The sequence below is a fragment of the Cellulomonas dongxiuzhuiae genome (genome assembly GCF_018623035.1).
Classification (GTDB): domain Bacteria; phylum Actinomycetota; class Actinomycetes; order Actinomycetales; family Cellulomonadaceae; genus Cellulomonas; species Cellulomonas dongxiuzhuiae.
Window position 1 is genome coordinate 1,118,676 of record NZ_CP076023.1, and the last position, 13,568, is coordinate 1,132,243.

General features: G+C 75.7%; 11 protein-coding genes. 3 read left to right on the plus strand and 8 right to left on the minus strand.

Features of this window, described 5'->3' with window-relative positions:
* Positions 1-120 precede the first annotated feature (120 nt).
* Entirely contained in the window at positions 121-2,523 is a 2,403-nt protein-coding gene (locus tag KKR89_RS05020; protein WP_208198138.1) for a DUF6055 domain-containing protein, read from the plus strand.
* Positions 2,524-2,554: 31 nt separating this feature from the next.
* Here KKR89_RS05020 and KKR89_RS05025 read toward each other — a convergent pair whose 3' ends face one another.
* Together KKR89_RS05025 and KKR89_RS05030 are read right to left on the minus strand one after the other, a co-directional pair.
* Positions 2,555-4,276: a phospho-sugar mutase gene (locus KKR89_RS05025; RefSeq protein ID WP_243883584.1), complete on the minus strand. Its 1,722-nt coding sequence runs from the start codon at positions 4,274-4,276 to the stop codon at positions 2,555-2,557.
* 257 nt (positions 4,277-4,533) lie between these two features.
* A complete protein-coding gene (locus KKR89_RS05030; RefSeq protein WP_208198139.1) occupies positions 4,534-5,409 on the minus strand; it encodes a purine-nucleoside phosphorylase in 876 nt (291 codons plus the stop codon).
* A gap of 34 nt (positions 5,410-5,443) precedes the next feature.
* Between KKR89_RS05030 and KKR89_RS05035 the strand changes: the two genes are divergently transcribed.
* Positions 5,444-6,979: an NAD(P)H-quinone dehydrogenase gene (locus KKR89_RS05035; protein WP_208198140.1), complete on the plus strand. Its 1,536-nt coding sequence runs from the start codon at positions 5,444-5,446 to the stop codon at positions 6,977-6,979.
* A gap of 70 nt (positions 6,980-7,049) precedes the next feature.
* Here the strand turns inward: KKR89_RS05035 and KKR89_RS05040 are convergent, their stop codons facing one another.
* The 3 genes from KKR89_RS05040 to KKR89_RS05050 form a co-directional block, all read right to left on the minus strand.
* A complete protein-coding gene (locus tag KKR89_RS05040) occupies positions 7,050-7,532 on the minus strand; it encodes an NUDIX domain-containing protein (RefSeq protein WP_208198141.1) in 483 nt (160 codons plus the stop codon).
* 14 nt (positions 7,533-7,546) lie between these two features.
* Positions 7,547-9,352: an acetyl/propionyl/methylcrotonyl-CoA carboxylase subunit alpha gene (locus tag KKR89_RS05045; protein WP_208198142.1), complete on the minus strand. Its 1,806-nt coding sequence runs from the start codon at positions 9,350-9,352 to the stop codon at positions 7,547-7,549.
* A gap of 139 nt (positions 9,353-9,491) precedes the next feature.
* Complete coding sequence (locus KKR89_RS05050; protein ID WP_208198143.1) at positions 9,492-10,157, minus strand: Maf family protein; 666 nt, start codon at positions 10,155-10,157, stop codon at positions 9,492-9,494.
* A gap of 136 nt (positions 10,158-10,293) precedes the next feature.
* On the opposite strand from KKR89_RS05050, the gene KKR89_RS05055 reads away from it, so the two are divergent.
* Complete coding sequence (locus tag KKR89_RS05055; RefSeq protein ID WP_251141023.1) at positions 10,294-11,016, plus strand: vitamin K epoxide reductase family protein; 723 nt, start codon at positions 10,294-10,296, stop codon at positions 11,014-11,016.
* Positions 11,017-11,022: 6 nt separating this feature from the next.
* Here the strand turns inward: KKR89_RS05055 and KKR89_RS05060 are convergent, their stop codons facing one another.
* From KKR89_RS05060 to KKR89_RS05070, 3 genes are read right to left on the minus strand one after another with little or no spacing between them, the layout of a single operon-like run.
* Positions 11,023-12,726, minus strand: coding sequence for a DUF885 domain-containing protein (locus tag KKR89_RS05060; protein ID WP_208198145.1), 1,704 nt, complete (start codon positions 12,724-12,726; stop codon positions 11,023-11,025).
* A 17-nt stretch (positions 12,727-12,743) separates the two neighbouring features.
* A complete protein-coding gene (locus KKR89_RS05065; RefSeq protein WP_208198146.1) occupies positions 12,744-12,998 on the minus strand; it encodes an acyl-CoA carboxylase subunit epsilon in 255 nt (84 codons plus the stop codon).
* Positions 12,995-13,567: a hypothetical protein gene (locus tag KKR89_RS05070; RefSeq protein WP_208198147.1), complete on the minus strand. Its 573-nt coding sequence runs from the start codon at positions 13,565-13,567 to the stop codon at positions 12,995-12,997. The genes KKR89_RS05065 and KKR89_RS05070 overlap by 4 nt, the downstream gene beginning before the upstream one ends.
* Between the last annotated feature and the right edge of the window lies 1 nt (position 13,568).

Genomic DNA, 13,568 nt, shown 5'->3' on the forward strand with positions numbered 1-13,568 from the left:
ATGGTGGACGGTCGTCCGGTTCGACACGCACGTGGCCGACGACCCACGTAGGTCACGAGCAGGTGCACCGGTCCGACGACCCGACGGCGTGCGCACCCGCGGGGAGGAGACGCACGGCGCATGAACCGGTTCAGGCGCGGCACGGTGGTCGTGGCGCTCGTCGTCGCGTTCCTCCTCGGTGCCGCGCTCGCGGCCGCGTTCGGCAGCAACGCCGGCGGACGCAAGGACCTCGTCGTGCCGGAGGGCTGGCGCAGCGCCTGGGACGCGGCCCACGTGCTCGAGGGTGACGACGTGGCGCTCGCGTGGGGGGACCGGGTCGGTGCCGACCCCACGCGGGCGTCCGACGACCTGCGCTTCGACCCCGCCGTCGTCGTCACCCAGCTCGAGGCACTGCACGCGCTCGACGTGGACGTCCTGCGGCTGGGGGCTCCCCAGGGGCCCCTCGCGGGGCGCAAGCTCCTCGTCGTCGTCGACGGGAGCTGGTCGACGGGTCCCGGTGCACCGCTCGATCCCGCCGTGGCCGCCGTCGTGGACGGCGGGCTGTCCACGACGGACGGGGCCGTGCCGCCCACCCGCGGCGCCGTCGTGGGCGGCGTGGCGATGCTGCACGTCCAGCCGGCCGTGCTCGCGTCGTCCCTGACGAGCACCGCGACCGCGGGCGAGACCGCCTCCGCGTCCGCGTCCACCTCCTCGTCGGCGGTCCCGCCCGCCACCGGCCCGCCGGGAGCCGCGCAGGACGCCCGCACGCGGGTCCCCGCCGGCACGCCGTGGGAGCTCGCCCGCGGGGTCGCCGAGGCGCTGCAGCGCCTGACGGAGGCCGCGCACCCGGGCCACGGGCTCACGGACGAGGCCGCGGAGGTGCTGCGGCCCGCCGCGTCGGCCTACCTGGCGTCGTTCGCGGTCCCCGAGGGGCACGCCGACGTCGCCGACCACCTCCTGGCGCCCCAGCTCGCCTGGGGGAGCCCGCGCCAGGGCGCCGCCGGGTGGCTGCTGCTGCAGCACCTCGCCGACCGGTCGTCGCCGACGCTCGTGCACGAGCTGTGGACCGAGTCGCTCGACACGGAGCACGTGCTGGGCGCGTACGCGCGTCTCCGGCTCGCCAACGCCTCGGCGCTCAACCGCCAGGTCGCCCAGTACGCGATGCGGGCCGCGGTCCTCGACGTGCCCGGCACGGGTGCGCCCGGCGACCTCGCCACGCGGCTGGACCCGGTGCTGCTCGCGCACCGCACGACGCCGGTCGATCCCGCACCGGACGACCCGGGCCACTACCGCGTGACGGGCACGTTCGCGCCGGCCGCCTACGGCTACACCGTGGTGCGGCTGCTGCCGGACGGCTCGGGGGCCGACGTGCGGGTGCGGGTGCGCGGTCACGCCGAGGAGCTCGCGGGGGCCCACCCGGGCTGGAGCTTCGGCCTCGTGGCCGTGGGGCCGGAGGGGCCGCGCTACAGCCCCGTCACCGAGGCCGTCGACGGCGAGCTGCGCCTCGCGCTGCGCCCGGGGGAGTCGGAGGTGTACCTCGTCGTCACCGCGACCCCCACCGAGGTCGTCCCGTCGGGTGCGCAGGCCTTCCCGGCGACGACCCGCTACCCGTACGAGTTCCGTGTCGCGGGCGCCTCGGTCACCGACCCGGCCGCCGACGCCGCCGTGGCGGGCGGGCACCGGCACGCCAACGGGGGCGGCTGGGTGCAGGACACGGCGGACGTCGACCCCGCGGCCCACGTCGCGGCAGGTGCCGTCGTGCGGGGCGACGCCACGGTGGGGCCCGGTGTCCGGATCGAGGGACGCGCGTGGGTGGAGTCCGGTGCACGGCTGACGGGCGACGTGGTCGTGCGCGACGTGGCCGTGGTGCGCGGGTCGGCGCGGCTGTCGGGCCGGGTGCTCGTCGGCGGTGACGCGGTCGTGGGCTTCACCTGCGACGCGGGTGCGTACACGACCTACCGCCCCGGTGCGTCGTGCGACCCGGGCGCGGTGGACTCGGACGTCAACCCGGTCGTCACGCCCTTCGCGGCGGGGGAGACGGCGCTGCGCGACGGCACCGTCACCGTCGCGCCGACGACGGACCCCGTGCCGAGCGGGACCCCGACCCCCGGGCCGGGCACCGGCGCCCCCGCGAGCCCGCGACCGGCATCCCCGACGCCCCACGCACCGCCGTCCCCGCCGACGGGCGGCACGTCGTCCGGCGGCGTGGTCGCGCCGCCCGCCGCGGTGCCGGCCGGCGCCTGCACGGCCAGCTACCAGGTCGTCGGGTCGTGGACCGGCGGTATGCAGGCGCAGGTCACGGTCACGGCGACGACGCAGGGCGTCAACGGCTGGGTGCTGATGTGGAGCCAGCCCCCCGGCCTGCAGATGCTCGACCACTGGGGCGCCGAGATCTCCCACGGCGGCAGCACCGTCACGGCCGAGAACCTGTCGTGGAACGGCGCGATCGCGAACGGTGCGAGCGTGACGTTCGGGTTCAACGCGACCGCCTCGAGCGACTCGGCCCTGGCCGTCCCGCTGGTGCGCTGCGAGCGCAAGGGCTGACGAGCGGGCCGAGGGTCGTGGAGCCGGCGGCTCAGGACCCGCCGATCCCGAGGGCCCCACGCACGTCGCGCGCCAGGTGGTCCAGGCGCGCGCGGGCGTGGTGGTGGGCGGCGTCCAGTGCGGCGCGGTCCGCGTCGGACGCGATCGGCACGACGACCTCGAGATAGGCCTTGACCTTCGGCTCGGTCCCCGAGGGGCGGACGACGACGCGCGTGCCGTCGGCCGTCAGGAGCCGCAGCCCGTCGGTCGGCGGCAGTCCCCCGCGGTCGTCGTCCGTGCCCGCGGCCAGGTCGACGACCTCGACCACGGGCGAACCGGCCAGCTCGGCCGGCGGCGCCTCGCGCAGCGCCGTCATGGTGGCGCCGATGCGGCTCAGGTCGGCGTACCGGGCGCTGACCTGACCGGTGGCGTGCAGCCCGTGGGCGCGCGCGAGGTCGTCCAGCGCGTCGACGAGCGTCCGCCCCTGCGCCGCGAGCCGCGCCGCCAGGTCGCAGACCCGCACCGCGGCGGAGATGCCGTCCTTGTCGCGCACGTGCGCCGGGTCGACGCAGTACCCGAGGGCCTCCTCGTACCCGAACACCAGGTCGTCGACGCGGGCGATCCACTTGAAGCCGGTCAGGGTCGACGCGAACCGCAGGCCGGCCTCGGCCGCGACGGCCGCGAGCAGACGGGACGACACGATCGAGCACGCGAGCGTGGGCGTCGCGCCCGGTGCGGCACCGTCGGCGCGCACCCGGGCGGCCGCGTCGGACCCGAGCAGCGCCCCGACCTCGTCACCGGTGAGCATGCGCCAGCCGTCGGCCTGCGGCGTCTCCGGGCCGCGCGCCGGGACGTGCGCGCGCGGGTCGAGCAGCGCGACCGCACAGCGGTCCGCGTCGGGGTCGACGGCCACGACGAGGTCGGCGCGCAGCGCCGCCGCGAGCGCCAGCGCGAGGTCCGTCGCCCCCGGCTCCTCGGGGTTCGGGAAGGCCACCGTCGGGAAGTCGGGGTCGGGCTCGGCCTGCTCCGCCACGAGCGTCACGTCGCCGAAGCCGGCCCGCGCCAGCACGTCCTTCGTCAGGGCGCCGCCGACGCCGTGCAGCGGAGTGACGACGACCTTGAGGCGGGCGCGCGCGTCGGCGTCGCCACCCGGTGCCACGGCCGCGGCCGTGCGTGCGTACTGCTCCACGACGTCCTCGCCGAGCGTCGTCCAGCCCGATGTCGCGCGCGGCACCGCCGCGACCGAGGGCACGCGGGCGATCTCGGCGGCGATGGCCGTGTCAGCGGGCGGCACGATCTGCGCACCCTGCCCGGCGTCGGTCACGACGCGTCCGCCGAGGTACACCTTGTAGCCGTTGTCACGGGGAGGGTTGTGCGAGGCGGTCACCATGACGCCCGCGTCGGCGTCGAACCGCAGCACCGCGGACGCGAGGACCGGTGTGGGCAGCGGGCGCGGCAGCAGCAGCACCTCGATGCCGACGGCGGTCATGACCGCTGCGGTGTCGAGCGCGAAGCGGTGCGAGTTGTGGCGCGCGTCGTAGCCCACCACGACCCGGGGTGCGGGCGTCGCGCCCTCGAGCTCGCCGAGCAGGTAGTCCGCGAGCCCGGCCGCGGCGCGGATGACGACCGCCCGGTTCATGCGGTGCGGACCCCCGCCCAGCGCGCCGCGCAGACCCGCGGTGCCGAACTGCAGGAGCCCGGAGAACCGGTCCTCCAGGTCCGCACGCGCGACGTCCGCGTCCCGGCGGACCAGGTGCGCGACGGGCTCGGTCATGCCCGGCTCGGGGGTCTCGCGCGCCGTCCGCAGCAGGGTCGCGAGCTCGTCCGCCGTGGCAGGGTCGGGGTCGTCCGCGATCCAGGCCTCGACCTGGGCGACCAGGCGTGCCCAGCCGTCGTGGTCGGTGTCCGGGTGCTCGGGTGTCACGTCCGCCGACGGGGCGTCCCCGCGGAGCACGTCCTCGTGGTCGCTGGTGGTCACGGACCCCAACCTAGCGGCGGGCCCCCCGCCGGGCACGGCCAGGTGTGTGCGCCTCACAACCGGCGGACGACCTCCGCGAGCAGTGCGCTGATGCGGGGGCCCGCGGCGCGCCCGGCCTCCAGGACCTCCGCGTGGTCGAGCGGCTCGGTGCCGATGCCCGCCGCGAGGTTGGTGACCAGCGAGATGCCCAGCACCTCCAGCCCTGCGTGCCGCGCGGCGATCGCCTCGAGCGTCGTCGACATGCCGACCAGGTCCCCGCCGAGGCGTCCCGCCATCGCGACCTCGGCGGGCGTCTCGTAGTGCGGGCCGGGGAACTGCACGTACACGCCCTCGTCGAGCGACGCGTCGACCTCGCGGGCCACGGCCCGCAGGCGCGACGAGTAGAGGTCGGTGAGGTCGACGAACGTCGCTCCCTCGAGGGGCGAGGTCGCCGTCAGGTTGAGGTGGTCGCGGATGAGGACCGGCGTACCCGGCCCCCAGGCCGTGTTGAGCCCGCCGCAGCCGTTGGTCAGCACGACCGTCGACGCGCCCGCGGCGGCCGCCGTGCGCACGCCGTGCACGACGCGCCGCACACCGCGGGCCTCGTACAGGTGGGTGCGCGAGCCCAGGACGAGCGCGTACCGGTCCGGCCGGTCGCCGTCGCCCGCGATCCGCACGGAGCGCAGCGTGCCGACGTGCCCCGCGACGGCGGGCCGCGAGAAGCCCGGCACGTCGTGGCTGTCGACCTCCGCCACCGTCTCGCCCAGCAGGTCCGCGGCGCCGCTCCACCCGGAGCCGAGGACGAGCGCGACGTCGTGCTTCTCGACGCCCGTGCGGCGGGCGATCACCTCCGCGGCGATGCGCGCGACCTCGAACGGGTCGGTCGTCGGGTGGTCGAGGCTGGGCACGGAGCCGCCGGTCAGGTCACGTGCGGGGGAGACGTCGCTCATGGCAACAGGCTAACCATGCCCGACCCGGGGCAGGATGGGACCCGTGAGCAGCCAGCAGACCGCCGCGACCGCGGACCAGAACCACGTGGCGGCCTCGACCGCCGCCTCCACCGTCCGTGAGGCGCCCGACCAGCCCGCCGGCGGGCGCGTCGTCGTCGTCGGCGGCGGACCGGGCGGCTACGAGGCGGCTCTCGTCGCCCGCCGTCTCGGTGCGCAGGTGACGGTCGTCGAGAGCGCCGGCCTGGGCGGTTCCGCCGTCCTCACGGACGTGGTGCCGTCCAAGACCCTCATCGCGACGGCGGAGTGGATGACCATCGCCGACCGCGCCCCGGAGCTGGGCATCCGGCTCGACGGGCTCGCGGACGGCGACGCCGTCGCCGGGAACGCACCCGCAGCGGCCGTGCTGCGCCACCGCATCGACGTCCCGGCGGTGAACGCGCGCGTCAAGGCGCTCGTGTCGGCGCAGTCCGCGGACATCCGGGGCCGGCTCGAGCGCGAGGGCGTCGACGTCGTCACCGGCACCGGGCGCCTCGTCGACGCCGAGCACGTGGCCGTGACGGGCGTCGACGGCCGCGAGCACGTGCTGGACGCGGACGTCGTCCTGCTCGCGACCGGCGCGACGCCGCGCGTGCTGCCCGACGCCCGCCCCGACGGTGAGCGCATCCTCACGTGGACACAGATGTACAACCTGACCGAGCTGCCGCAGCGCCTGATCGTCGTCGGGTCGGGCGTCACCGGTGCGGAGTTCGCGGGCGCGTACACGTCGCTCGGCGCGGACGTCGTGCTCGTCTCCAGCCGGGACCGCGTGCTGCCGGGCGAGGACGCGGACGCGGCCGAGCTCATCGAGCGGATCTTCCGGCAGCGCGGCATGACGGTCATGTCGCGCTCGCGCGCGTCCGCCGCGCGACGCACCGCGGACGGCGTGGTCGTGACCCTGGAGGACGGCCGCATCGTCGAGGGGTCCCACGTGCTGTTCGCGGTCGGGTCCGTGCCGACCACGCGCGACCTCGGCCTCGAGGAGGCGGGCGTGCGGCTGACACCGTCCGGGCACGTCGAGGTCGACAAGGTCTCGCGCACCAACGTGCGCGGCGTGTACGCCGCGGGGGACTGCACAGGGGTCCTGCCGCTCGCGTCGGTGGCCGCGACGCAGGGCCGCATCGCCATGTCCCACGCCCTGGGCGACGCCGTGCGGCCGCTGTCGCTGCGAGGCATCTCGGCGAACATCTTCACGGCACCCGAGATCGCGACCGTCGGCCTGTCCGAGACGCGGCTCCAGCAGATGGACGCGCACTACCGCACGAGCATGCTGCCGCTGTCGCGCAACCCGCGCGCCAAGATGCTGGGCGTGCGGGACGGTTTCATCAAGATCTTCGCGCACTCCGGCACGGGCACCGTGCTGGGCGCGGTCGTGGTGGGCCCGCGCGCGAGCGAGTCGATCTTCCCGCTCACGCTGGCGGTCACGCACCGGCTCACGGCCGACGAGGTCGCCGAGGCGTCGACGGTGTACCCGTCGATGTCCGGGACGATCGGCGAGGTGGCGCGCATGCTGCACCAGCGCAGCGAGGACTGACCCACCCCGCGCGCGAGAGAGCGATCCGGTCGCCCGGGGTGGGTGAGGGGGCGACCGGGGCCCGCTGCTGTCAGGGGTCGAGTCGGGTGCGCAGCACCGGCCACGCATCTGCGAAGTCCGGGAGCAGGAGGCGGTCGACGACGTCGTCGAGCGGCACCCAGGCGACCTCGATGCTCTCCGCGTCGGCGGCGGTGGGCGTGAACGGCGTGAGCGCGTCCGCGAGGACGGTCGTGTACGACCAGTCGGGGTGGGCGAGCACGTGCTCGCCGCGCACGGCGACCGCCGCGGCGTCGACCCCGGCCTCCTCGTGCGCCTCGCGCAGCGCCGCCTGCACGGCGGTCTCGGCGGGCTCGCGCGCGCCGCCGGGCAGGGCCCACGTGCCGCCGTGGTCGCTCCACGTCGCGCGGTGCTGCAGCACGACGTCCGTCGCGCGGCCGGTGGCGTCGCGACGCACGAGCAGCAGCCCTGCGGCCCCGTGCAGCCCCCAGTGCCGCCGCCCGCAGGCGCACTCCACCCAGCCGTCCCCGGGACGGCGGTGCGCTCCGCTGGTCACGACCGGCTCCGCGGTCAGCCGACGATGTCGCAGATCGCGCCGCCCGCGGTGACGCTCGACCCGACGACCGCCGTGAGCGACTGCACGGTGCCGGCGCGGTGCGCGACGAGCGGCTGCTCCATCTTCATGGCCTCCAGCACGACCACCAGGTCGCCCTCGGCCACGAGGGCACCGTCGGCGACCGCGACCTTGACGATCGTGCCCTGCATGGGGGACGACAGGACCGTGCCGTTCGAGCCGCCCGTGCGTGCGGCGCGGGCGCGCGTGGCGCGACGGGGTGCCGCACCCTGACGGCCACCCCCGAGGCGCCCCGCTCCCGACGCCGACCCGCGCCCCAGGCCGAGCGCAGCCGGCAGCACGACCTCGAGGCGCTTGCCGCCCACCTCGACGACGACGCGCTCGAGCACCCCGTCCGGCAGCTGCTCCTCGTCGTGCGACGGTCCGGGCGTGCCGCCGAGGCCGGCGACGGTCTCGGCGAACTCGGTCTCGATCCACCGCGTGTGGACCGTGAACGGCTGCGCGTCGTCGGCCGGGACGAACGCCTCGGCCTCGAGCACCGCGCGGTGGAACGGCACGACGGTCGGGATGCCCACGACCTCGAGCTCGACCAGTGCGCGGCGCGCGCGCTCGATCGCCTGCCGACGCGTCGCACCCGTGACGATCAGCTTGGCGATCATCGAGTCGAACATGCCGGACACCGTGTCGCCCTCGACGACGCCGGAGTCGACGCGGACACCCGGCCCTGACGGGAACCGCAGGCGGCTGATGCGACCCGGTGCGGGCAGGAAGCCCGCGGCGGGGTCCTCGCCGTTGATGCGGAACTCGATCGAGTGCCCGCGCGTGGTGACCTCGGTGTACCCCAGGGGCTCGCCCGCGGCGATCCGCAGCTGCTCGCGCACGAGGTCGATGCCGCTGATCTCCTCGGAGACCGGGTGCTCGACCTGCAGGCGCGTGTTGACCTCGAGGAACGACACCGTGCCGTCCTGCCCCACGAGGAACTCGCACGTGCCGGCGCCCATGTACCCGGCCTCCCGCAGGATCGCCTGCGACGCGGTGACCAGCGCGCGGTTCTGCTCGTCGCTCAGGTAGGGCGCCGGTGCCTCCTCGACGAGCTTCTGGTGGCGGCGCTGCAGCGAGCAGTCGCGCGTCGAGACGACGACGACCGTGCCGTGCGCGTCGGCGAGGCACTGGGTCTCGACGTGACGCGGCCGGTCGAGGTACCGCTCGACGAAGCACTCGCCGCGTCCGAACGCCGCGACGGCCTCGCGGACGGCGGACTCGTACATCTCGTCGATCTCGTCGGCCTCGCGGGCGACCTTCAGCCCGCGGCCGCCACCGCCGAACGCGGCCTTGATGGCGACGGGCAGCCCGTGCTCGGCGGCGAAGGCGTGGATCTCCGCCACGTCGGTGACGGGCTCCGGGGTGCCGGCGACCAGCGGCGCGCCGGCGCGCTGCGCGATGTGCCGCGCGCTGACCTTGTCGCCCAGCGCCTCGATGGCCGCGGGCGGCGGCCCGACCCACACCAGGCCGGCGTCGATGACGGCCTGCGCGAACTGCGCGTTCTCGGCGAGGAAGCCGTAGCCGGGGTGCACGGCGTCGGCTCCCGAGCGGCGCGCGACGTCGAGCAGCTTGGGGATGTCGAGGTACGTCTCGGCGGCGCGGGCGCCGTCGAGCGCGTACGCCTCGTCCGCGACGTGCACGTGCAGGGCGTCCCGGTCGGTGTCGGAGTACACGGCGACGGACGCCACGCCGGCGTCCCGGCAGGCACGGGCGATGCGGACGGCGATCTCACCGCGGTTCGCGACAAGGACCTTGGTCATGGGAGGCACGGCTCACCGTAGCGCGCGAGCGTCGCGCGCCCACGCCGCGCCCGGGGCGGCGCGGCAAGACTGAGGCATTCCTCAACGGGCCGCGGGCGGCTCTTGTAGGAATCCACCAGAGCGGGCGCGGGCCACGGCGTCAGCGACGCCAGAGGTCCGGGACCGTCAGGTCGATGTCCGCCAGCAGGTGGCGCAGCAGCGGCAGGCTCACGCCGACGACGTTGTGGTGGTCGCCCTCGATGCGCTCGACGAACGGGCCGCCCAGCCCGTCGATCGTGAACGCGCCCGCCACCGCCAGGGGCTCGCGCGTGGCGACGTACGCCGCGACCTCGTCGTCGGACAGGTCCGCGAAGTGCACGACCGTCGACGCGGTCGCGCCGAGCGTCGCGCGCGTCCCGCCGTCGGACGGGTCCCGCTCGTCGACCAGCCAGTGGCCGGTGTGCAGGACGCCCGAGCGGCCCCGCATGGCGCGCCACCGCGCGAGCGCGTCGGCGGCGTCGCGCGGCTTGCCGAGCACCTCGCCGTCGAGCTCGAGCATCGAGTCGCAGCCCAGCACCACGACGTCGTCGTCGTCGTCCCAGCCCTCGACCTCGACGTCGTCGAGACGCCGGGCGACGTCCTCCGCCTTGGCCTGCGCGAGCACGAGGACCGCGTCGGCCGGCTCGAGGTCGCCGTAGCGCTCGCGCGCCGCCGCCAGGACGGCGTCCTCGTCGACGGCCGAGACAGCCACGAGCGGCGCGAGCCCGGCGGCGGCGAGCGTCGCGCGGCGGGCGGGGGAGGCGGAGGCGAGCAGGAGCCGGGTCACGCGCCGACCCTAGCCGTCCCGCGCGGCCGGGACGCGACCACGGGCGGGCCGCGGGTCACGGGACGTCGGACCTGCCGCGCTCACAGCGGGACAGGGCACAATGGCGCGTTCGAGGAGCAGGGGCGAGGAGGCCGCGGTGAAGGAGACCACCCACGACGTGGGCGACGACGAGCTGGTCGGCGTCGTCGACGAGCACGACGACGCGCTCGCCGCGCTGCCGGGCGACCTCGACGACCCGGACCTGCTGCGTCCGGCGCCGCTGCCGTGGCGCCGCCGGACGGCGATCGAGATGATCGTCTCGGGACTCATCGGGCTGTACACGTCGTTCGTCCTGTCGATCGAGGCGATCCACGTCGCGGTCGCGAACGCCACGAACACGACCGCGTCGGCGAGCTGCGACCTCAACGCCTTCATCTCGTGCAGCGCCGTCGCGGACACCTGGCAGGCGCAGCTGTTCGGGTTCCCGAACGCCTTCCTCGGCATCGCGGCCGAGGCCATCGTCATCACGGTCGCGATCGCGATGCTCGGCGGGGTGGTCTTCCCTCGCTGGTTCATGCTCAGCGCCCAGGCGGTCTACACCGCCGGCCTGGTGTTCGCCTGGTGGCTGTTCCAGCAGTCGTTCTTCGAGATCGGCGCGCTGTGCCCGTGGTGCCTGCTCATCACGGCCACGACGACGCTCGTCTGGGCAGGGCTGACCCGTGTCAACGTGCGCGACGGGCACCTCACGCTGCCCGGCCGCTGGGGGCCGTGGGCGCGGCGCTTCGTCGCCTCCGGCAACGACTGGTTCGTCACCGTCGCTGTCCTCGTGCTCTTCGCGGCGGTCGTCTTCGCCAAGTACGGCTGGACGCTCCTGGTCTGACCGCCGTCAGGCGGTGAGCGCCTCGGGCAGCACCGCGAGCGGGACGGAGCCGAGCGCGAGGGCACGGGCGTGGAAGTCGCGCAGGTCGAACCGCTGGCCACGGTCCGACGCGGTGGACCGCGCCGTCTCCCGTGCCTGCTCCCAGAGGCGCTGCCCGACCTTGTACGACGGTGCCTGCCCCGGCCAGCCGAGGTAGCGCGTGAACTCGAAGCGCACGAACGCGTCCGACATGTTCACGTTGGACCGCAGGAAGTCCCAGCCGGACTCCGGCGTCCACGCGCCGCCGACCTCGGCCGGGGCAGGCAGACCCAGGTGCATCCCCAGGTCGAACACGACGCGGGCGGCGCGCAGCCGCTGCCCGTCGAGCATGCCGAGGCGGTCGCCCGGGTCGTCGAGGAAGCCCAGGTCGGCCATGAGCCGCTCGGCGTACAGCGCCCAGCCCTCGCCGTGACCCGACGTCCACGCCGCGAGCCGCCGCCACGAGTTCAGCGTCGCGCGCTCGAACACGGCCTGGGCGATCTGCAGGTGGTGACCGGGGACGCCCTCGTGGTAGACGGTCGTGCGCTCGCGCCACGTCGAGAACGACGTGACGCCCTCGGGCACCGACCACCACATCCGCCCCGGGCGGCTGAAGTCGTCGCTGGGGCCGGTGTAGTAGATCGCGCCCGTGTGCGACGGCGCGATGCGGCACTCGAGGGTCCGTACCGGTGCGGGGATGTCGAAGTGCGTGCCGTCGAGCGCCCCGATCGCGGCGTCCGAGGTCGCCTGCATCCACGCCCGGAGCGCGTCGGTGTCGGGCAGCTGCCGCGCCGGGTCGGCGTCGAGCAGCGCGACCGCCTGCGCGACGCTCGCGCCCGGCCCGGCGACCTGCGCCGCGACCTGCGCCTGCTCCGCCTGCACGCGGGCGAGCTCCTCGAGCCCCCAGGCGTACGTCTCGTCGAGGTCCAGGACCGCACCCACGTGGTGCCGGGACCACAGCGCGTACCGCTCACGGCCGACCGCGTCGTCCTGCGGCGCCAGCGGCGCGAGCTCGTCGGCCAGGACGCGCGCCAGGTCCGCGTACGCCTCACGTGCCACGCCCGCCGCACGCTCGAGGTCGGCGCGCAGGGGGTGGTCGTCACCCAGCACGCGGCGCGCGTCGGCGCCGCGGACGAGCCGCGTGAACGCGGACCGCTGCGGGTCGGCGACCTCGCGGGCCTGCTGGACCACGGCCGCCACCTGGCGGGCGGCGGCGACGTCACCACGGGCGGCGGCCGAGCGCAGCGACGCGACGTACGAGGACATGGCCGCGGGCACGGCCGCGAGCCGCGCGGCGATGTCGTCCCACGCCTGCTCGGTGTCGCTCGCCATGAGGTCGAAGGTCTCGACGACCTGCTGCGAGGGAGACGACACGTTGTTGAGCAGGCGCGCGGTCTCGCCGGCGTCGTGCAGGTCGATCTCGGTGCCGAGCGCGTACCGCATCGACGCCGTCGTCACCTCGTCCACCGCGTCCGCCGCCGGCAGGCCCTCGATCGCGAGCAGGGCCGAGCGCGCGGCCGCGGCCCGCTCCGCCGCTGCCTCGGGGGAGAAGTCCGTCATCTCGCGCTCGTGCCCGGCGACGCCCAGGTAGGTCGCACCCACGGGGTGCAGGCGGGCGAGCGTGGTCACGTAGGCGTCGGCGACGGCGTCGACGGGGCTGACCGGACGGGGGGAGACCGAGGAGGACGTCACCCCCAGCACCCTATGCGTCAGACGCGCAGGCTCCACCGCCACGCGTCGGGACCGTGCGCGGGCACGGCCGCCCCGCGCAGTCGCCCGGGTGCCATCCACCGTGCGCGCGCGGCCCGCGCGGGCGCGTCGGTGTCCTCGTCCTGCGGGCCGTGGCCCGCCGCGGTCGCGACGAGCCCGGCGACCAGCGCCGCGAGCTCGTCGTCGTCCGGTGCCCCCCGCACCACGTGCACGTGGGCCTCGGCACGTGCGACGTCCTGCGGCTCGGCGGTCACAGGTCCTCCTCGTCGTCCTCGTCGTCGAGCAGCACCGGGGCACCGCGCCCCGCGCCCCACTCGCCGACGACGTACCCGCGCTCCGTGAGCGTGTGCGCGATCTGCGCGCCGCCGTCGTCGACGAGGTCGATGACCGCGTCGAGGGTCAGGTCGCTGACCGTGGGCGGCAGCTCGACGACGAACCCGAGGTGGAAGGTGTCGTGGTCGCCGGGCTCGACGGGGGCGTCGGCGTCCGTGTCGCCGTCGTCCCACGTCATGCCCGTCAGGTCCGCGTGCAGGCCGAGGCGCGCGTGCAGCAGGTCGTACAGCTGGGCGTTCAGCGCGCCGACCCGACCCTCGAGCGCGAGCACGCGCGGGTCCTCGTCGGCCTCGCGCGCGCCGAACTCCGCACGCACGCCCACCGCTGTCTCGACGTACGCGTGCAGCGCCGCCGCCAGCTCGTCGACCGTGCGGTGCAGCTCGTCCGCGTCGACGCCGCTGAGCGGCTCGCGCCCGTGCGACGCCGGGTCGTGCTCGTCGGGGTGGCCGTGACCGTGGCCCTCGTGCTCGTCGTGGCCGCCGTCGTTCATG